General features: G+C 73.4%; 18 protein-coding genes. 4 read left to right on the top strand and 14 right to left on the bottom strand.

All coding sequences use genetic code 11. The features are described 5' to 3' along the window. Positions 1-77: 77 nt before the first annotated feature. From PUR56_RS30835 to PUR56_RS30805, 7 genes are all read right to left on the bottom strand, one after another. On the bottom strand, positions 78-1,841 hold the full coding sequence (locus PUR56_RS30835; protein WP_329951388.1) for a DoxX family protein: 1,764 nt from the start codon (positions 1,839-1,841) through the stop codon (positions 78-80). Positions 1,842-2,027: 186 nt separating this feature from the next. Further along, positions 2,028-3,023 carry a 23S rRNA (guanosine(2251)-2'-O)-methyltransferase RlmB gene (gene rlmB / locus PUR56_RS30830; protein ID WP_329885598.1) on the bottom strand — a complete coding sequence of 332 codons (996 nt, stop codon included), beginning with the start codon at positions 3,021-3,023 and terminating at the stop codon, positions 2,028-2,030. Between the two features lie 140 nt (positions 3,024-3,163). After that, on the bottom strand, positions 3,164-4,558 hold the full coding sequence (cysS, locus tag PUR56_RS30825) for a cysteine--tRNA ligase (protein ID WP_329951387.1): 1,395 nt from the start codon (positions 4,556-4,558) through the stop codon (positions 3,164-3,166). 118 nt (positions 4,559-4,676) lie between these two features. Further along, a complete protein-coding gene (locus PUR56_RS30820; RefSeq protein WP_329885600.1) occupies positions 4,677-5,072 on the bottom strand; it encodes a PPOX class F420-dependent oxidoreductase in 396 nt (131 codons plus the stop codon). A 253-nt stretch (positions 5,073-5,325) separates the two neighbouring features. Next, positions 5,326-5,835, bottom strand: coding sequence for a 2-C-methyl-D-erythritol 2,4-cyclodiphosphate synthase (gene ispF / locus PUR56_RS30815; RefSeq protein WP_329885601.1), 510 nt, complete (start codon positions 5,833-5,835; stop codon positions 5,326-5,328). Then, complete coding sequence (ispD, locus tag PUR56_RS30810) at positions 5,825-6,574, bottom strand: 2-C-methyl-D-erythritol 4-phosphate cytidylyltransferase (RefSeq protein ID WP_329951436.1); 750 nt, start codon at positions 6,572-6,574, stop codon at positions 5,825-5,827. Before ispD ends, ispF begins: the two co-directional genes overlap by 11 nt. A gap of 258 nt (positions 6,575-6,832) precedes the next feature. Continuing rightward, the gene (locus PUR56_RS30805) at positions 6,833-7,315 is read right to left on the bottom strand and encodes a CarD family transcriptional regulator (RefSeq protein ID WP_030244332.1); all 483 of its coding nucleotides are present in this window, start codon (positions 7,313-7,315) and stop codon (positions 6,833-6,835) included. Positions 7,316-7,750: 435 nt separating this feature from the next. Between PUR56_RS30805 and PUR56_RS30800 the strand changes: the two genes are divergently transcribed. Continuing rightward, positions 7,751-8,347, top strand: a complete 597-nt coding sequence (locus PUR56_RS30800; RefSeq protein WP_329885602.1) for a DUF461 domain-containing protein — start codon at positions 7,751-7,753, stop codon at positions 8,345-8,347. A 127-nt stretch (positions 8,348-8,474) separates the two neighbouring features. On the opposite strand, the gene PUR56_RS30795 is transcribed toward PUR56_RS30800, so the two are convergent. After that, complete coding sequence (locus PUR56_RS30795) at positions 8,475-9,167, bottom strand: response regulator transcription factor (RefSeq protein WP_327678296.1); 693 nt, start codon at positions 9,165-9,167, stop codon at positions 8,475-8,477. 2 nt (positions 9,168-9,169) lie between these two features. After that, on the bottom strand, positions 9,170-10,444 hold the full coding sequence (locus PUR56_RS30790) for a sensor histidine kinase (RefSeq protein WP_329885603.1): 1,275 nt from the start codon (positions 10,442-10,444) through the stop codon (positions 9,170-9,172). A gap of 306 nt (positions 10,445-10,750) precedes the next feature. Between PUR56_RS30790 and phoU the strand changes: the two genes are divergently transcribed. After that, the gene (gene phoU / locus PUR56_RS30785; RefSeq protein WP_329885604.1) at positions 10,751-11,434 is read left to right on the top strand and encodes a phosphate signaling complex protein PhoU; all 684 of its coding nucleotides are present in this window, start codon (positions 10,751-10,753) and stop codon (positions 11,432-11,434) included. Between the two features lie 500 nt (positions 11,435-11,934). On the opposite strand, the gene PUR56_RS30780 is transcribed toward phoU, so the two are convergent. Together PUR56_RS30780 and PUR56_RS30775 are read right to left on the bottom strand one after the other, a co-directional pair. After that, positions 11,935-12,522 carry a lytic polysaccharide monooxygenase auxiliary activity family 9 protein gene (locus PUR56_RS30780; RefSeq protein WP_329951386.1) on the bottom strand — a complete coding sequence of 196 codons (588 nt, stop codon included), beginning with the start codon at positions 12,520-12,522 and terminating at the stop codon, positions 11,935-11,937. A 305-nt stretch (positions 12,523-12,827) separates the two neighbouring features. Continuing rightward, a complete protein-coding gene (locus PUR56_RS30775) occupies positions 12,828-13,586 on the bottom strand; it encodes a phosphoglyceromutase (RefSeq protein ID WP_329951385.1) in 759 nt (252 codons plus the stop codon). 148 nt (positions 13,587-13,734) lie between these two features. Here PUR56_RS30775 and PUR56_RS30770 point away from each other — a divergent pair, with 148 nt between their 5' ends. Beyond that, positions 13,735-15,183, top strand: a complete 1,449-nt coding sequence (locus PUR56_RS30770) for an MDR family MFS transporter (protein ID WP_329951384.1) — start codon at positions 13,735-13,737, stop codon at positions 15,181-15,183. Positions 15,184-15,192: 9 nt separating this feature from the next. On the opposite strand, the gene PUR56_RS30765 is transcribed toward PUR56_RS30770, so the two are convergent. Both PUR56_RS30765 and PUR56_RS30760 read right to left on the bottom strand, forming a co-directional pair. Beyond that, positions 15,193-15,765: a YbjN domain-containing protein gene (locus PUR56_RS30765; RefSeq protein WP_329885608.1), complete on the bottom strand. Its 573-nt coding sequence runs from the start codon at positions 15,763-15,765 to the stop codon at positions 15,193-15,195. Positions 15,766-15,986: 221 nt separating this feature from the next. Continuing rightward, positions 15,987-17,417 carry a glycosyltransferase gene (locus PUR56_RS30760; RefSeq protein WP_329951383.1) on the bottom strand — a complete coding sequence of 477 codons (1,431 nt, stop codon included), beginning with the start codon at positions 17,415-17,417 and terminating at the stop codon, positions 15,987-15,989. Positions 17,418-17,761: 344 nt separating this feature from the next. Between PUR56_RS30760 and PUR56_RS30755 the strand changes: the two genes are divergently transcribed. Then, complete coding sequence (locus PUR56_RS30755; RefSeq protein ID WP_329951382.1) at positions 17,762-18,595, top strand: class I SAM-dependent methyltransferase; 834 nt, start codon at positions 17,762-17,764, stop codon at positions 18,593-18,595. 211 nt (positions 18,596-18,806) lie between these two features. Here the strand turns inward: PUR56_RS30755 and PUR56_RS30750 are convergent, their stop codons facing one another. Continuing rightward, positions 18,807-19,364, bottom strand: coding sequence for an O-acetyl-ADP-ribose deacetylase (locus PUR56_RS30750; RefSeq protein WP_329951435.1), 558 nt, complete (start codon positions 19,362-19,364; stop codon positions 18,807-18,809). Positions 19,365-19,524: the final 160 nt, after the last annotated feature.

Below are 19,524 nucleotides of genomic sequence, written 5' to 3'. Positions count from 1 at the left end.
CCCGCCGGGTCACCGGCCCACGACGACCGGCCGGGTGCTCCCCCACGGAGTACCCGGCCGGTCGTCGTCCCGGGCCGTCAGGTGGCCGTCGGGGCCCCCGGACGGGAGTTCCGCGCGCCGCCGCCGGCCAGCTCGGACAGCGGCCCGCTCCCGAGCACACCGCCCAGCAGCCCCGAGCCCGAGCCGCTGCCCGTACCCGAGCCGGTCGGCGCGCCGCCGGTGCCGGCGCCGCTGCTCGGGCTCGGCTTCGACGCCGTCCCCGAGCCGCCGCCCGAGGCCGGCGTACTGCGCGGCGCGGGAGCCGACCCGGCGGGTGCCGGGGCGGCGGGCGGCGCCGAGGCGGCCGGCGCGGCCGGGCTGGCCGCACCGCTCTCCGGCTTGGCCGACTTCGCCTTGCCGCTCGGCGTGGCCGTCGCCGCCCTGGGCGAGGTCGGGGCGCCGGACGGCGGGGCGGACGTCGCCGGGGCGGTCGGCGAGGCCGGCCGGGAGGCGGCGGGCGAGGGCGAGGGCGAGGTGGACGGACCCTTCCCGCCGGGCGCGGCGGACGGCCCGCCGCTCGGCCAGACCGGGGTGCCGTAGTCGGTGGCCGGCCGGGACGGCGCCGGGTGCGGGCGGGCGCCGGTGCGGACCGCCGCGCCCAGCATCGAGCCGACCAGCAGGGTCAGTCCGACCACCACCGCGGTGACCACCGCACCGCGCCGCACCACCCGGCGGCGCAGCGCGGCCGGGGCGTCGGCACCGTACCGCCGCCAGGCCTCCAGGTTGAGCCGCCCGTCCAGCGAGCCGAACGGCGCGCCGGCGATCAGCAGCGGGCTCCACGCCGCCAGGAAGATCAGGTCGGGGGTGTCGTAGACCGGGACGGCCCGCCAGCTGACCGTGAACAGCAGTGCGGCGGAGAGGACCATCGCCGCACCGGCCGCGAGCCGCTGCCAGAGGCCGAGGACGGTCAGCACGCCGACCACGATCTCGGTGAAGGACACCACCAGGCCGGAGCCGACCGGGTGCGCCATGGCGAAGGCCAGCAGCGGATCGGCGACCTTCCAGGGGTGCAGCGAGGAGAGCCAGCGCATCATCGATCCGCGCTCGCCGCCGTCGAAGTACACCGGGTCGCAGAGCTTGCTGAACCCGGCGTAGACGGAGAGCGCGCCGAGCACCGCGCGCAGGGGCAGCAGCACCAGACCGAGGTCGACCCGGCGGCCGGGGTACCAGGGCTGCCTGCCCTCCGCCCCGGCGGCGGAGACCTCCGGCAGCTCGCCGCTGGGCGTCCAGCCCTGGGGCGCGCCGACCGGCCCGACGCCGGCCTCGGTGGCCGTGCCGGCTCCCTCGCGCGGTTGGCGCGGGACCGTCCGGGAGCCGCCGTACGGCGGGATCAGCCGGGTGTCGTCGTCCGCCAGGGAGCCGCGCCCGCCGGCACCGGCCGGTGCCGGGACTCCGCCCAGCCGGACGGCCTCCAGCAACTGGGTGGCGGCGACGTCGCCCGGCCGCGCCTCGCCGGTCCAGGTGACCGGTGTGACGCGGCCCTTGCGGCGCGGCCCGCCGGCCCCGCCGGTGAGCGCCGAGACCGTGGAGGCGGGCACGACGACCTGCGGGGTGACCGGCGAACGGCGGATCAGTCCCTGGGTGGCGTAGGGGTCGCCGAACGCGGCGCCGGTGGACAGCAGTCCGGCCGGAGCCTCGATCAGTGGCGCCACCGGGGTGCCGAGATTGAGCCGGAAGCTCGCCTGGGTGCTGCTGAGGCGCGCCGGGTCGGACGGCACCTTGACGGTGGTGAGGCCGGGTTCGGCCTCTATCCCGGTGCTGCCGCCGCCCAGGAGGGGGCGCCGAGGTGTTCTGGTGTCCACACCCGTCTAACCGGGTGACGCCCGGTTAGGACACTCTCCCGGGTGGATATCGGGAGCCCCCTTGAAGTGATCATGAGAAAAGCGATCGGGCCCGGTCGGGCCCGATCGCTTTCACTCGTCTTGCGGACGGACGACGGGGAATTCCGGAGAACCCCTTGCGCCGCGCGCCCCGCGTGTGCCTTCCGGTCAGCCGACCTTGGAGCGGAGCCGCGCCGCCTCGTACAGCACGACGCTCGCCGCGACACCGGCGTTCAGCGACTCGGTGAGCCCGGACATCGGGATCCGCACCAGCAGGTCGCAGGTCTCCGAGACCAGCCGGGACAGGCCCTTGCCCTCGCTGCCCGCGACGATCACGACGGGCCCGGTCAGCGCCTCCAGGTCCCCGATCTCGGCCTCGCCGTCGGCGGCCAGGCCGACCACCAGCAGGCCCGCCTTCTGGTAGCCCTCCAGCGTCCGGGTCAGGTTGGTGGCGCGGGCGACGGGCAGCCGCGCGGCCGCACCCGAGGAGGTCTTCCACGCACCGGCGGTCATACCGGCCGCCCGGCGCTCGGGGATGACCACGCCGTGCGCGCCGAAGGCGGCGGCGGAACGGACCACGGCGCCCAGGTTGCGGGAGTCGGTGACGCCGTCCAGCGCCACGATCAGCGCGTCCTGGGCGGCGTCCGCGGCCTCGGCCAGCAGGTCCTCCGGGTGCGCGTACTCGTACGGCGGGACCTGGAGGACCAGGCCCTGGTGGTTCAGGCCGCCGGTCATCTGGTCCAGCTGCGGGCGCGGGGCCTCCATCAGCGGGATGCCCCGGTCGTTGGCGGCCTGGAAGGCGTCGCGGACCCGGTCGTCGGTGTCGATGAACTGCATGACGTACAGCGCGGTCGCCGGCACGCCGCCCTGCAGCGCCTCGACCACCGAGTTGCGGCCGACCACCAGCTCCGCGGCACCGGCGCCGCCGCGACCGCCGCGACCGCCGCCACCGGCGCGGCGCATGCCGGCCCGGGCCTTGGCGTCCCGCTCGCGCTTGATCGCGGCGTTGGCGGCCCGCTGCTTGGGGTGGCCCTTGCGTTCGGCGCCGGGCGGGGTCGGGCCCTTGCCCTGGAGCGCCTTCCGGCTGTGGCCGCCGGTACCGACGTTCGCGCCCTTCTTCGACCCGGGGTTGCGGCGGTTCCTGCGCTGGCTGTTGCCGGCCATGGCTGTACTTCCTGTCTGTCTGTCCGGCATGGCCGGCCCCTCCGGCGGAAGCCGGTGGGGGCCGACGGCATGCGCTCCGTCATGCGGGAGGGCCGCACCGGTCAGGTACGGCCCCACCTCACCCCTCGGTCGCCCGGGGGTTACTGGTTGTTGATCGTCCAGCGCGGGCCGGACGGGGTGTCCTCGATGGCCAGTCCGGCCAGCCCGAGCTGGTCGCGGATGGCGTCCGCGGTGGCAAAGTCCTTGCGGGCCCGGGCCGCCTGCCGCTGCTCCAGGACCAGGTGGACCAGCGAGTCGACGACGCCGTGCAGGTCCTCGCCGCGCTCCGCCCCGGCCCAGTGCGGGTCGAGCGGGTCGAGTCCCAGTACACCGAGCATCGCACGGACCTCGGCCAATCGCGCCACCGCGTTCTCCTTGTCGTCCGCGGTGAGGGCGCTGTTGCCCTGGCGGACGGCGGTGTGCACGATGGCCAGCGCCTGGGGCACGCCCAGGTCGTCGTCCATCGCCTCGGCGAAGGCCGGCGGCACCTCGGGGGCGGCGTCGACCTTTCCGCAGCGCTCGACGGTCCGCTGGATGAAGCCCTCGATCCGGCCGAACCCGGCCTCGGCCTCGCGCAGCGACTCGTCGCTGTACTCGATCATCGAGCGGTAGTGCGGTGCGGCCAGGTAGTAGCGGAGCACGATCGGCCGCCAGCGCCGGACCATCTCGGAGACCAGCACCGAGTTGCCGAGCGACTTGCTCATCTTCTCGCCGCGCATGGTGACCCACGCGTTGTGCACCCAGAAGTTGGCGAAGTCGTCGCCGAACGCCTTGGACTGGGCGATCTCGTTCTCGTGGTGCGGGAAGATCAGGTCGAGCCCGCCGCCGTGGATGTCGAAGGCCGTGCCCAGGTACTTGTGGGCCATCGCGGAGCACTCCAGGTGCCACCCCGGGCGCCCGCGGCCCCACGGGGTCTCCCAGCTGGGTTCGCCGGGCTTGACCGACTTCCACATGGCGAAGTCGCGCTGGTCCCGCTTGCCGGTCTCGCCCTCGCCCTCGGGCTGCTGGAGGTTCTCCAGCTTCTGGTTGGAGAGCGCGAGGTAGCCCGGGAAGGACTTCACGTCGAAGTAGACGTTGCCCTCGGCCGCGTAGGCGTGCCCGCGCGCGATGAGTCCCCGCATCATCTCGATCATCTCGGGGACGTGCCCGGTGGCCCGTGGCTCGACGGTCGGCGGCAGGCAGCCCAGCGCGGAGTAACCGTCGTTGAAGGCCCGCTCGTTGGCGTAGGCGATCTGCCACCAGGGCGTGCCGAGCTCGCGCTCCTTGGCGATCACCTTGTCGTCGATGTCGGTGACGTTGCGGGCGAACGTCACCTGGTAGCCGCGGTAGGCGAACCACCGCTGCATGATGTCGAAGTTGAGACCGGACCGGATGTGCCCGATGTGTGGCGCCGACTGGACGGTAGCGCCGCACAGGTAGATCGAGACACAACCCGGTACAAGCGGGACGAAGTCGCGTACCTGGCGGGTGCTGGTGTCGTACAGGCGAATGCTCACAGCGTCAAGCGTAGTGGGCAGGAGGGGGTGCCCCGCGACATTCTGGAATGTCAATACCGCTGCAGAGCCGTTTCCGCTCTGTGACGTAGAGGAGGCGCCCCCTCCGTTCCCGGGAGGGTCAGATCGAGCCGACCACCTTCCGCGGACTCAGCCGGACGACCACCCGAACGTCGTCCGGGCCGTCGTACGTGTACTTCTGCTCGCCGCGGTACTTCAGGCCGAGTTCGTCGATCAGCTCCCGGCCGCCCTCACGGGTCAGCGTGACCTCGCCGCGCACCTCCAGGTAGGTGTACGGGTTCTCCGGCGGGTTGATCACCAACGAGACGCGCGGGTCCTTCACCAGGTTGAGGTGCTTGCGGCGCCCCTCGACGGTGGAGAACAGGATGTCGTCGCCGTCCCGCTTCACCCAGACCACGGAGGACTGCGGGCTGCCGTCCGGCTGGAGCGTGGAGATCACGGCGAAGCTCTTGCCGTCGATCAGAGTCTTGGCCTGGTCGGAGAGATGTGCGGCCATCGGGACCTCGTTCTTCTCGTCAAACGGCGGTGGACAGATCGCCCGGTGGGCGGGGCCGGGCCCGGCGGGGGCCCGCACCGAACGGTAGCGACTCGGTCCCCCGGCAGCCCTTCTGAACACCCGTCACCCGTCGCTTATTCCCGAGCGGGTTCCCCCGATCCGGTGACGCCACCGCCCGATCCGCGACCGGACCGGCCCTCGACAGGCTTCCGGAAGGACCGGCGGCGCACCACCGGAACGGGCGGTGGGAACGTCAACGGCGTTCGTACACCAGGGCGGTGGCGATCGCGGCCAGCCCCTCGGCCCGACCGGTGAGACCCAGTCCGTCGGTGGTCGTGCCGGACACCGACACCGGCGCGCCGACCGCCGCGGCGAGCGCGGCCTGAGCCTCCTCGCGACGCTTGCCGATCTTCGGCCGAATACCGATCACCTGGATCGCCACGTTGCCGATCTCGAAGCCGGCCGCGCGGACCAGCCGCGCCGCCTCGCCGAGCAGCGTCACCCCGGACGCCCCGGCCCACTCGGGCCGGTCGGTGCCGAAGTGCGCGCCCAGGTCGCCGATCCCGGCGGCGGAGAACAGCGCGTCGCACGCCGCGTGCGCGGCCACGTCGGCGTCCGAGTGCCCGGCCAGGCCGTACTCGGCGCCCGGCCACTCCAGGCCGGCGACCCGGAGCGGGCGGCCGGCCTCGAAGGCGTGCACATCGGTGCCGATGCCGACCCGGGGAATCACCGGGGCGGCGCCGGCGGTCGGCTCAGTAGCCATCGGAGGCCCTCCTGCGGGCGAGCACGGCCTCGGCGAGCACGAGGTCCAGCGGGCGGGTCACCTTGAACGCCTCCTCGTGACCGGGCACCACGACCACCCGGCCGCCGTACCGCTCCACCAGGCCGGCGTCGTCGGTGACCGGCGGCAGCGCGCCCCCGGCCTCCTCGGCCAGCGCCTTGGCGTGCACCTCGGCCAGCGTCTCCCGGCGGAACCCCTGGGGGGTCTGGACCGCGCGCAGGGTGGACCGGTCGGGCGTGTCGAGCACCGGCTCGGGTCCGCCCGGCGCGGGCTCGACCCGCTTGACGGTGTCGGCCAGCGGCACCGCCGGCACCACCGCCTCCGCCCCGGCCCGGACGGCGGCCGCGACCGCGTCGACGACCTCGACCGGCACGAGCGGCCGGGCCGCGTCGTGCACCAGGACGATCCCGACCCCGGCGGGAATGGCGGCCAGGCCCAGCCGGACGGACTCCTGGCGGGTCTCCCCGCCGGCCACGACCCGGATGTCCTTGCCCTCCAGCCCGTGGCTGTCGAGCAGGGCGACCACCTCGGCCACCCCGTCGGCGGGCGCCGCGACCACGACCAGGCCGACCGCGCGGCTGCGGGTCAGCGCCCGGACGGCGTGCACCAGGAGCGGCACGCCGCCCAGGTCACGCAGGGCTTTCGGGGCACCGGGCCCCAGCCGCTCGCCGCGTCCCGCGGCGGGCACCACTGCTGCTGCGACTGCTGCTGTGGCGTTCAGGTTTCACTCCTTCGGAGAAGTGGGTATGGCCATGGCGTGCACGACGGGCGAGGACCCCTTCCGAAGCACCACCGTCCTCCGCCCGCGGAATCAGCAGAAACGGTCATGCAGACCCGAGGCCGGCCGGGCCGCCCGGGTGCGGGGCGTCGTCCGGACACGCCTCAGCGCCCGAAGTGCCACTGCACCACCCACCGGCCATCGGTCCGGTGAGCGGCGCGCCGGCATCGGGCGCTGTGAGCGTTGTGGAGCGGACGGCCGCTACGAGGCGAGCACCTCGTCGAGCAGCGTCTCCGCCTTGTCCTCGTTGGTGTTCTCCGCCAGCGCGAGCTCGCTGACGAGGATCTGGCGCGCCTTGGCGAGCATGCGCTTCTCTCCGGCCGAGAGACCGCGCTCACGCTCACGACGCCAGAGGTCGCGCACAACCTCGGCGACCTTGATAACGTCACCCGAAGCGAGCTTCTCCAGGTTCGCCTTGTAGCGACGGGACCAGTTGGTCGGCTCTTCGGTGTACGGTGCGCGAAGCACCTCGAAGACCCGGTCCAGACCCTCCTGGCCGACTACGTCGCGCACGCCGACGAACTCCGCGTTCTCGGCGGGCACGCGGAGCGTCAGGTCTCCCTGCTGCACCTTCAGCACCAGGTAGGTCTTGTCCACACCTTTGATCTGGCGAATTTCGATGGCCTCGATCAGCGCAGCCCCGTGATGGGGGTAGACCACCGTGTCGCCAACCTTGAACGTCATGTGACAGGACCCCTTCCGTGGCTTTCCAGAATAACACGCTTTTCACCGCACCCGAAGGGCGTTTTCGCAGGTCAGGGCCGGTCTCGGGGCTTGACAAGCACCCCCATGACGTGCTGCGACCGGTGTTCGACGCGGGCTTCCCGCAGGTCGGAGGCGGTTCCGACGCTCACCGAAACCTGCCGCAACACTCTCGAAACCGTGATTGGATCTTGAGTTTTCACCGTTTATCGGGCCGTTTCCCGATCGTGATCCGATCTTGGTCCGTTGTTGACCTGAACACGTGGACGTGCGGCCGTACGGACGCCCCTGAACCTTCCGGGGCGCGACACGGGGACCACCCCGTGAGGACGGCATAAGCGAGGTCGATAATCTGAGACCGGATCCACCGACCGAGACCTGACCTACCGACACGTGACCTAGGGAGAAGCCGCCGCCGTGAGCCGCAGCCTTCGACGCGGCAGCATCGCCGCCATCGCCGCCCTCGCCATCGCCTCGTTGTCCTCCTGCGCCGCCGGCAACACGCCGGAGACCCTGGAGATCAAGCCCGACAACGCGGCCGCGACCCTGGGCGCCGACATCCGGCTGAACAACATCGTCGTGGTCACGGGGGACGAGTCCTCCGGCGAGCACACCGGCCCCGCCAATGTGACGGTGAACATCAGCAACACCGGCGCCGAGGCCCTGGAGCTGCAGTCCATCACCGTCGGGAGCGGCGCCACCGCCACCTTCGCGGACGACAAGGGCGCCCCGCTGAGCACCATCGTCGTCCCGCCCGGCGGCGCGGTGCTGCTCGGCGGTCAGGGCAACCCGTCCGCCAAGGTGGCCTCGGCCAGCCTGAGCGTGGGCGGCTACGTGAACACCGCGTTCGCGTTCAAGAACCACGAGAAGCTCGAGACGGAGGCCTCGGTCAGCCCGAACAAGGGCCTGTACCAGGGCTTCGGCCCGACCTCCGCCCCCGGGGCCGTGCCGCCCAAGAAGGCCGCCACCCCGACCGCCCCCGCCTCGGGCAGCCCGTCCGCCGCCCACCACTGAGGCACGGCGCCCGGCCGCACCCGGGCAGGGCAAGGGGAACGCCCCTCCGGCGAGTGCCGGAGGGGCGTTCCCCTTGCCCTGCGGGCGACGGCGCGCACGCCCTCGTCCCGGAGTCCTCCGGGCCGGTTTACGGCTCGAACTTGTAGCCGAGGCCGCGGACCGTGACCAGGTAGCGCGGCGCGCCCGGGTCCGGCTCGATCTTCGCCCGCAGACGCTTGACGTGGACGTCCAGCGTCTTGGTGTCGCCGACGTAGTCCGCGCCCCAGACCCGGTCGATCAGCTGCATCCGGGTGAGCACCCGGCCGGCGTTGCGGAGCAGCATCTCCAGCAGGTCGAACTCCTTGAGCGGGAGGTCGACCTTGGCGCCGTCCACCGTCACCACGTGCCGGTCGACGTCCATCCGGACCGGACCGGCCTCCAGCGCGCCGGGGCCGCCGCCGTCGCCCGGGCCCTCGCTCTCGCCGCGGCGCCGCAGCACCGCGCGGATCCGGGCGACCAGCTCACGGGTGGAGTAGGGCTTGGTGACGTAGTCGTCCGCACCTATCTCCAGACCGACGACCTTGTCGATCTCGCTGTCCTTGGCGGTGACCATGATCACCGGCACGTTCGAGCGCACCCGGAGCTGGCGGCAGACCTCGGTACCGGGCAGCCCCGGCAGCATCAGATCGAGCAGGACGAGGTCGGCACCGTTCCGTTCGAACTGCTCCAGCGCGTCGGGGCCGGTGGCGGCGATGGCCACCTCGAAGCCCTCCTTGCGAAGCATGTACGACAGGGCGTCGCTGAACGACTCCTCGTCCTCTACCACCAGTACTCGGGTCACGATCAGGCCTCCGGGGCAAGCTGGGGGGTTGTTTCTGACAGGGGTTCCGCGGGCTTCCCCGTGTGGGGAAACTGGTCCACGGGGGCCTGCCCGGCGGGCAGGCGGAGGGTGAAAGTGGAGCCCTGGCCCTCGACGCTCCACACCGAGACCGTGCCGCCGTGCGAGGCGGCCACGTGCTTGACGATGGAGAGACCGAGGCCGGTGCCACCGGTCTGCCGGGAGCGCGCGGGGTCGACCCGGTAGAACCGTTCGAAGACCCGCTCGCGGTCCTTCTCGGAGATGCCGATGCCCTGGTCGGTCACCGAGATCTCGATCAGTTCGCCGTCGGCCTCGCCGAGCGCCGCCGCACTGGAGATCCGGCGGGTGGCGATCGCGACCCTGGTCCGCGGCGGACTGTAGTTGACGGCGTTCTCGACCAGGTTGCCGAGCGCGGCGGCGAGCTGGCCGCGGTTGCCGTGCAGGTAGAGGCCCGCGATGCCGCCCGCCGCGATCAGGATCTGCTTGGCGGCGGCCTGCTGGCGGCAGCGGTCGATCGCCTCGGCGATCAGCTCGTCCACCGCGACCGGTTCCGGGTCGACCATCAGCCGGTCGTCCTGGACCCGGGACAGGTCGATGATCTCCTGGACCAGGCTGGCCAGCCTGGTGGCCTCGATCTGCATCCGGCCGGCGAAGCGCTGCACCGCCTCGGGGTCGTCGGACGCGTCCGCGACCGCCTCGGAGAGCAGCGAGAGGGCGCCGACCGGGGTCTTGAGCTCGTGGCTGACGTTGGCGACGAAGTCGCGGCGGACGGCCTCCACCCGGCGGCGGTCGGTCTGGTCCTCGACCAGTACCAGGACCAGCCGGGAGCCCAGCGGGGCGACCCGGACCGAGACCGCGAGCGGCTCGGCGGCGCGGGCGGCGCCCGGGCGGGGCAGCTCCATCTCGGCCTGGCGGATCTCGCCGTCCCGGCGGGTGGCACGGGCCAGCGCGAGCAGCTGGTCCACCGCGACCGCACCGCCGCGCACCAGCCCCATGGCGTACGCCGCCGAGCTGGCCTTGACCACCTCGTCGCCCTCGCCCAGCACGATCGCGCAGGACCGCAGCACGGAGAGGACGGTGTCGACCCCCGGGGGGAGCGGGGGTTCCTGCGCGGGGCTGGGCCCCTGATTCCGGTTGGTGCCGCCGTACCTGCCCCTGGCCTGCTCGCGCTCGCTCCAACGGAAAGCGATCGAGGCCGTGAGGCCGACGCCGAGCCCGGCTATGGCGCAGGCAGCGGCGGCGGCCACGTTCACGTCCATACCGCCAGCCTAAGCGCACGGTGCGGCCACTCCCCCAGGGTCGGATCAAGGGATCGGCCGCACGTTGCCGAGAATTCACCTTCAGGTAGCTGCCGGTTCACCGTCCGGGTCGTGCGTGGTCGCCCGGACGGCCGAGAGTTGGCCGGGCAGCCCGTGTGGGGAAGGTGGCGGAGTAGAACAACCGTCCGCCACCCGAGGTGCGCGCGTACGATTCGCGCCACCAGCAGCGGTCACCCGTGCGCCGTACGGCGGTCGTACCGGATGACCGGTCGGCACCGCCACCGACACAGCTACTGAGGAGAGATCATGCGCGACGCGTACCACGAGGAACTCGACTCGATCGGCGACAGCCTGGTCGAGATGGCACGGCTGGTCGGCTCGGCCCTCGGGCGGGCCACCACCGCGCTCCTCGACGCGGACCTGGCCCTGGCGGAGAGCGTGATCGCCGCCGACGAGAAGGTCAACGACCTGCACCACGAGCTGGAGAACCGGGCGATCGACCTGCTCGCCCGCCAGCAGCCCGTCGCCACCGACCTGCGGATCGTCGTCACCTCCCTGCGGATGAGCGCCGACCTGGAGCGCTGCGGCGACCTCGCCCGCCACGTCGCCAAGGTCGCGCGGCTGCGCTACCCGGAGTCGGCGGTCCCGAGCGACCTGCACGCGACGGTCCTGGAGATGGGCCAGCTCGCCCAGCGGCTGGTGGCCAAGGCCGGCCTGGTGATCGCCACCAAGAACGTCGACAAGGCGCTGGAGCTGGAGCAGGACGACGACGCGATCGACGCGCTGCACCGCGAGCTGTTCGCGCACCTGATCGACGAGCGCTGGCACCACGGGATCGAGACCGCCGTGGACGTCACCCTGGTCGGCCGCTACTACGAGCGGTTCGCCGACCACGCGGTCTCGGTGGCCAAGCGCGTCGTCTACCTGGTGACCGGTGAGCACGTGGACGAGTTCGTCGCCGCCTCGGAGGCGGCCGCCGGGGCCGAGTGACCCCGGTCGCGGGCGTCCCGCGCCGGGCAGCCCTCACCCCTGCGGGTGAGTAAACCCGGAGCGGGGGTGGTGGGGAAGCACGAATGCGTGGACTCCCCACCACTGCGCGCCCGTTGACGCTCCCTCCGGTCGGCGGCTTCACTCGATGCCGTAGGCACAGAAGTGTGCCCGTCAGAAGGAGGGGCCAGCGCGATGAAGGCAAACCCGACCCGACCGGCACCGGCACCCGACACCATCGAGTCACCCGCACCGAGGCTGTTGCCCGTCCTCGCGGCCGGGTGCGGCTGCAGCGCGGGCTGTGGTTGCGGCTGCCAGTCCGGCGGCCCCTGCCAGTGCGGCGGGGTCGACGGCGGCTGCTGCGGTCACTGAGCCGCACCGACCACCGAGGAGCTCCGGGGTGCACGGCTGCCGTGGGAGACGGCCGTGCACCCCGGCTTCCTCACCACCGGGGCGCCGGCGGGACCTGACGGCCGTCCGGGGCGGTCCGCGCCCCCGGACGGTCAGAACTTGACGTCGGTGCAGGAGTAGAAGGCGTTGCCGGTGTCCGCGATCTCCCAGACCGAGACGACCACGTGGTGGCCGGTCCGGCCGCTCGGCAGGGTCGCGGTGTGGCTGACCGTGCCGGGCACCTGGGCGCCGTTGTACGGGACGGTCAGGAACGGCGTCAGTTCCAGGTTGGCCCGGGTGACCTTCTGCGTGGCGTCGTAGCCGGCCTTGGTCAGGTAGTACTTGAAGTTGGTCGTCGCGTGCCGGGCGGTGAACTTCCAGGTGAAGGTCCGCTGCTGCCCCGCCGACACGGCCGTGGTCGGCCAGCCGCCGCCGCGCGGGTCGTCCAGCTCGGCGAACCGGCTGTTGCCGCCGGCACAGATGGCGCCGTCGGCCGGGCCTCTGCTCGGGAACCCCTTCGTCCCCTCGACGCTCTGCGGCTCCCACTGGATCGCGCCGCAGTTCTTGACCGTTCCGGCCCCGCAGAGCGCGGCGCGGCTGGGCGGGGTGGTGATGTAGCCGTGCGACTGCGCCGGCAGCGCGACCGCGACCGGCACCGCGAGCGAGGCGATCACGGCTCCGACGATATGACGTGTGCGCATGGTGCTCCTCCGTGGGGGTGGATGGAGAGTGCGCCGGACGCAGACGCGCGCGTGGGGGTGCGGCGGCCTACGGGGTGAGCCCTTGGCATGCCTGCGCCGGGGCGGTGCTCACACGGTAGGAGCAGCCACCCGGGCCGTCAATGGTCTGAACCACTTTCGCAGCACTCAACACCCCTGCACCCCAAGGGAGTTGAAAGCCGCCGGCGCCGATCCACCGGCGGACCGTACGCCAGAGGGCCCCGCCCCCCGATCCCGGGGAACAGGGCCCTCGCAGCCCTTCACGGGCCACCGGAGACGCTGCGGGCCTACTTCTTGCCCTGGTTCTTGACCGCCTCGATGGCGGCCGCGGCGGCGTCCGCGTCGAGGTAGCGGCCGCCCTTGACGGTCGGCTTGAAGTCGGCGTCGAGCTCGTAGACGAGCGGGATGCCGGTCGGGATGTTGAGGCCGGCGATGTCCTCGTCGGAGATGCCGTCGAGGTGCTTGACCAGCGCGCGCAGGCTGTTGCCGTGGGCGGTGACCAGGACGGTCTTGCCGGCGGCGAGGTCCGGGACGATGGCGTCGTACCAGTACGGGAGCATCCGGTCGACGACGTCCTTGAGGCACTCGGTGCGCGGACGCAGCTCGCTCGGGATGTCGGCGTAGCGGGCGTCACCGGCCTGCGAGTACTCGGCACCGTCGGCCAGGACCGGCGGCGGGGTGTCGTACGAGCGGCGCCAGAGCTGGAACTGCTCCTCGCCGAACTCGGCCAGGGTCTGGGCCTTGTCCTTGCCCTGGAGGGCGCCGTAGTGCCGCTCGTTCAGGCGCCAGCTGCGGCTGACCGGGATCCAGTGGCGGTCGGCCTTGTCCAGGGCGATCTGGGAGGTGCGGATCGCGCGGCGCAGCAGCGAGGTGTGCAGCACGTCCGGGAGGTAGCCCTCGGCGGAGAGGAGCTCGCCGCCGAGGGCGGCCTCCTTCTCACCCTTCTCGTTGAGGTCGACGTCGACCCAACCGGTGAACAGGTTCTTCTGGTTCCACTGGCTCTCGCCGTGACGGAGCAGGATAAGTCGGTACGTCGTGTCAGCCATGGCCTCCAGCTTAGTGGAGCCCGGAAAAGCCCCTGGTCGCGGCCTCACCTGATGAGTAATGTGTGCACTGCAGTTGTGACACTTACCGATGTGCTGAGCGGTCCTGCCCGTCCTGCTCAGCGGACGCCGCCTGCCCGGGAGCCCCCATATGCCCCACCTGTCCGTCCCCACCCGCGTCGCAAGAGCCGTGACCGAGGCGCTGAGCGGGCTGCCCCGCCAGTTCTGGTGGCTCTGGACGTCCACGCTCATCAACAAGCTGGGCGCCTTCGTCGTCACCTTCCTGGCCCTCTACCTGACGACCGAACGGGGCTACTCGGCGTCGTACGCGGGCCTGGTCGCCTCGCTCTTCGGGCTCGGCTCGGCGATCGCGTCGATCGGCGCAGGGGTGCTGACCGACCGGATAGGCCGGCGGCCGACGCTCGTCGCGGCGCAGCTCGGCACCGCGCTGTTCACCGCGGTGCTCGGCTTCGCCGACGGCCAGGTGGCCATCGCGGTGGTCGCCTTCCTGGTCGGCCTCTGCAACAACGCGACCCGGCCCGCCACCTCCGCGATCATCGCGGACATCGTGCCCGCCGAGGACCGGGTCCGCGCCTACGCCCTGAACTACTGGGCGATCAACATCGGCTTCGGCCTCTCGGCGGCGGCGGCCGGGCTGATCGCCACGCACGGCTACCTCACGCTGTTCGTGCTGGACGCGATCTCCACGCTGATCTGCGCGGTGGTCATCTTCGTCCGGATCCCCGAGACCCGGCCGGACACGCCCGCCGCGCAGGCGGGCAAGCCCGCGATCGGCCTCGGCACGGTGTTCCGGGACGGCCGCTTCATGGCGGTGGTCGGGCTCAACCTGCTGCTCGCCCTGGTCGCCCAGCAGGGCTCGACCATGCTCGCCGTGGACATGGGACGGGCCGGCATCACCGCCACCCAGTACGGCCTGGTGATCGGCCTCAACGGGCTGCTCATCGTGGTGCTCCAGATCCCGCTCACCCGGTGGATGGAGGGCCGCGACCGGACCGCCCTGCTGATCGCCAGTGCGCTGTTCATCGGCTGGGGGTTCGGGCTGACCGCGCTGGCCGGGTCCTCGGCGTGGTTCTACGCCTTCACCGTGGCGGTCTGGACGATCGGCGAGATCCTGAACGCGCCGACCATGATGGGGCTGGTCGCCGAGCTCTCGCCGGCCGAGGCCCGCGGGCGCTACCAGGGCGTCTACTCGCTCTCCTGGTCGCTCGCCTCGTTCCTCGCGCCGGCGGTCGGCGGCGTGCTGCTGGAGCGGGCCGGCAGCGGGGCACTGTGGGGTGCCTGCGCGGCCTGCGGGACGGTCGCGGCGGCCGGGTACGTGCTGCTCGGACGGCGGACGGGCGCGGCGCCGGCGGCTCCGGCGGTGACCGTTCCGGCGGTGACCGTTCCGGTGGTGACCGTTCCGGTGGTGACCGTTCCGGTGGTGACCGTTCCGGTGGTGACGGCGACCCCGGCCGCGGCGACCCCGGCCGCGGTGACCGGGGCCGGCACCGAGCCCGAGGTGGTGGCGTCCGGGCGTGCGGCGTCCGGGGCGCTCCGGAAGGCGGACGCCGCACCGGAGCAGGCTCCGACGGGCTGCTGAGCCGGGCCGCTACCCGGCGGCGGGTCCGCCGCCGGGAGCCGGCTCCGCGGCCGGACCGTCAGGAGCCGGGCCCTCGGGGGCCGGACCGGCGAGGTGGGCGAAGGCCGCCAGGTTGCGCGTGGACTCCCCCCGCTTGGTGCGCCACTCCCACTCCCGACGGATCGCGGTCGCGAAGCCCAGCTCCAGCAGCGTGTTGAACGGCTCGTCGGCGTTCTCCAGCACCGTGCCGAGCAGCCGGTCCACCGTGTCCGGGGTCAGCGCCTCCAGCGGCAGCCGGCCGGCCAGGTAGACGTCGCCCAGCGCGTCGACCGCGTAGGCGACGCCGTACAGGCGGGTGTTCCGCTCCAGCAGCCAGCGGTAGACCGCCTCGTGGTTCTCGTCGGGGCGCCGGACCACGAAGGCGTTCACCGAGAGGGTGTGGTCGCCGACCCGCAGGGCGCAGGTGGTGCTGAGCTTCCGGTTGCCCGGAAGGGTCGCCACCAGAGTGTGGGGATCGGTGGGGGCCGGCTCCCAGGCCACCCCGGCCTCGTCCAGGGCGGCGCGCAGGAGGGTCAGGGCCTCGTCCTTGGTGCGGATTGCCATGAGGGTGACGTTACTCGGCGGTACGGCCGGGCGCAGCAGCACGCCGGCCGGAGTTCCCCGCCGCGCCGCGACCGGACGCGGGCGGCCGGGGTGGGCGGCAGGGGCGGGCGGCCCGGGTGGACGACAGGAGTGGGCAGCCCGGGGCGCGTGGGCCTCCGCAGCCGGCGCCTCCCGCGGTAGCCGGTAGCCGGTGCCCGCGGACCGGCCGGTCGCCGACGCCCTCAGGCCAGCCGCAGCCGGGAGCCCGTGAGCCGCCCGGCCGGGCGGGCCAGGCTGCCGGCGTACACCTCGGCGGTGGTCGCGGCGGCGCTGTCCCAGCCGAACCCGGCCGCGTGCCGGGCCGCCGCGTCCCCCTGCCGGGCCACCAGGCCCGGGTCGGTGACGTACGGCTCCAGCGCGTGCGACCAGGCCCGCGGGTCGTGGCCGTGGACCAGGGTGCCCGTCACGCCGTCCCGCACCGCGACCGGCAGACCGCCCACCGAGGCCGCCACCACCGGCGTGCCACAGGCCTGCGCCTCCAGCGCGACCAGCCCGAACGACTCGCTGTACGAGGGCATCACCAGCGCGGTCGCCGCCCGGTACCACTCGGCGAGCAGTTCCTGTCCCACCGGCGGGTGGAAACGCACCACGTCGCAGATGCCCAGCTGGGCGGCGAGCTTGTGCAGGCTCTCCGGCTTGGCCAGCCCGGTGCCGGACGGGCCGCCGACCACCGGCACCACCAGCCGCTCGCGCAGCTCCGGCCGCCGCTCCAGCAGCGCCGCCACGGCGCGCAGCAGCACGTCGGGCGCCTTCAGCGGTTGGATCCGGCCGGCGAAGAGCAGCACGGCGGCGTCCGCCGGCAGACCGAGCCGGGCCCGGGCCGCCCGCCGGGCGACCACGCCGTCCAGCGCGTCCGACGGGCCGGGGGCACCCACCGCGTTCGGACCGGCCGCCCGGCCCGGGCGGAAGACGTCCAGGTTGACGCCGGGGTGGACCACGGCCAGCTGGTCCGGCCGGGCCGCGTAGAACCGGGCCAGCTCGGCGGCCTCCTCCGTGGTGTTGGCGATCAGCCGGTCGGCCGCCTCCACCACCTGGGTCTCGCCGATCACCCGGGCCGCCGGCTCGGGGGTGTCCCCCTCGGCCAGCGCGGCGTTCTTCACCTTGGCCATGGTGTGCATGGTGTGCACCAGCGGCACGCCCCAGCGCTGGGCGGCCAGCCAGCCGACCTGCCCGGAGAGCCAGTAGTGCGAGTGCACGAGGTCGTAGTGACCGGGGCGGTGTCCGGCCTCGGTGCGGAGCACGCCGTGGGTGAAGGCGCAGAGCTGGGCCGGCAGGTCCTCCTTCACCAGCCCCTCGTACGGACCGGCCGTGACGTGCCGGACCAGCACCCCGGGGGCCAGCTCGACGGTCGGCGCGTCGTCCGAGCAGATCGACCGGGTGAAGACCTCGACCTCGATGTTGAGCTCGGCGAGACGCTTGGCCAGCTCCACGATGTAGACGTTCATGCCGCCCGCGTCACCGGTGCCGGGCTGGTGCAGCGGCGACGTGTGGACGCTGAGCATGGCTATCCGGCGCGGCCGACGCTGCCGGCCCTGGACGAGCGACTGGAGCCGGCCGCGCGCGGGCGGGGCCGGCTGGGCACGGCGAACCGAACGGACGGGGTGCTGGATCACCTGGCTGAAGCCTCCTCTGTGCTGCCCGTCTCTGCAGCCTGCTTGCCTGCTTGCCTGCTTGCCTGCTGTCCGGCGTGTGTGCTTCCGCGCACGCCGCACCGCCGCGACACCTGCTGCGGCGCGGCTGCGTGCCGGCCCCGTCCGGACACACATCACCACCAGTGTGCCAACCACTTGGTCACCGACCGGCATTCCCGTCTCGCTGCACGAGATGGCCGACGGGACGACGGGCGCACCGGAGCGGCCCCGCGGGGGCGGGCGGCCCGGGGTGCGCCGGGCGGCCCGGCCGCGGCCCCGGGCCCGAGCCCCCGGCCCGCCCGGACGGGCCACGTACGCTGTGGGGCATGGCCGCCTCCTCCTTCGACTCCGTCACCGCGCCCGCCCGCGCACGGGCGGGGCGGCCGGTGGGCACCGTGACGCGCGGCACCACCAACACCAACCGGCTGCGGCGGATGGACCGCTGGATCGCCCACGCCCTCGGGCCCGCGCTGCGCTCCGCCGGCCGCCCGCCGGTGGCCGTGGACCTCGGGTACGGGGCGGCGCCCTGGACGGCGGTCGAACTGTCCGGACGGCTGCGCGCCGTCCGGCCGGACGTCCGGGTGGTCGGGATCGAGATCGAACCGGACCGGGTGGCCGCCGCCCTTCCGTACGCGGAGCCGCCGCTGCTGACGTTCCGCCGCGGCGGTTTCGAGGTGCCGCTGGACGGCGGCGAACCGGCCCTGCTGATCCGGGCCGCCAACGTGCTGCGCCAGTACGACGAGTCGGCGGTGGCCGGGGTCTGGGAGCGGTTGTGCGCCCGGCTGACGCCGGACGGGCTGCTGGTGGAGGGGACGTGCGACGAGATCGGCCGCCGGCACGTCTGGGTGGCACTCGGCCCGGAGGGGCCCCGCACGGTGACCTTCGCGGCCCGGCTGGGCGGCCTCGACCAGCCGTCCGACCTGGCCGAACGGCTGCCGAAGGCGCTGATCCACCACAACGTGCCGGGCCGCCCGGTGCACGCCTTCCTCCGGGACTTCGACCGCGCCTGGGCGGCCGCCGCGCCGTACGGGGCGTTCGGCGCGCGGCAGCGGTGGGTGGTCGCCTGCACCGCGCTGGCGGGCGGCTGGCCGCTGGTGGACGGGCGCGGGCGGTGGCGGCAGGGCGAGGTCACGCTGCCCTGGGCGGCGCTGGCGCCGTAGCGCGCCCACCGGGGCCGCCTTCCGGGGAGTCGCCCCGGGAGTCCGCCCGGGCGGGCCCGGCGGAGGGAGTTCGCCGGGGCGGTCCACCGGAGAGGGCCCGTCGGGGCCGGGCGGCGGTGAGCGAGTCGGCGGATTCACTCGAACGAGTTATCGAATATCTCTGGCGTGTTGACGTCCCGTCACGCCACCATGGGGGCACCCGGGCGGGACCTCACTCCCTCCCCGTCGACCCCAGCTCCCGTCCGACGTCCTCGAACACCTCGTACGTCTCCCTCCCGAACAGCACGAACCGCGCCTCCTCCAGTCCGCCGCCGAACCCCGGGTCCGCCGTCACCTCCGCGACGGTGCCGAGCGCGATCCTGGCCGCGCCCGCCGGTGGCCACCCGTACACCCCGGCCGACACGGCCGGGAAGGCCACCGTGCGCGCGCCGAGCTCCACCGCCACCCGGAGCGACTCGCGGTAGCAGGAGGCCAGCAGCTCCGCCCGCTCCCCGTACTCCTCCACGAGATAGACCGGCCCCACGGTGTGGATCACCCAGCGGGCCGGCAGGTCACCGGCCGTCGTCGCCACCGCCTGCCCGGTGCGCAGCCCCCGGCCGTACTGCGAGGCCCGCAGCCTGCGGCACTCCTCCAGGATCTGCGGTCCGCCCTTGCGGTGGATCGCGCCGTCCACGCCACCGCCGCCCAGCAGAGAGGAGTTGGCGGCGTTCACCACCGCGTCCACCTGCTGTTCCGTGATGTCACCCTCGACCAGGGTGATGCGCGTCACCATGCCGTCCCCTTTCTCCGGCCCGTCCCCACACCGCCGGTACGGGCCTCCGCCGATGTACCCGCTCCCATCCAACACACCGCCACCGGCGTGGCGATAGCCACAACGGCGCCGGTCGGCCAGAGAAATCCCCGGAGATCACGTTATGGTCGCGAGAAGT

Source organism: Streptomyces sp. BE303 (genome assembly GCF_036290945.1).
GTDB lineage: Bacteria > Actinomycetota > Actinomycetes > Streptomycetales > Streptomycetaceae > Kitasatospora.
This window is presented reverse-complemented; position numbering and strand designations above follow the sequence as displayed.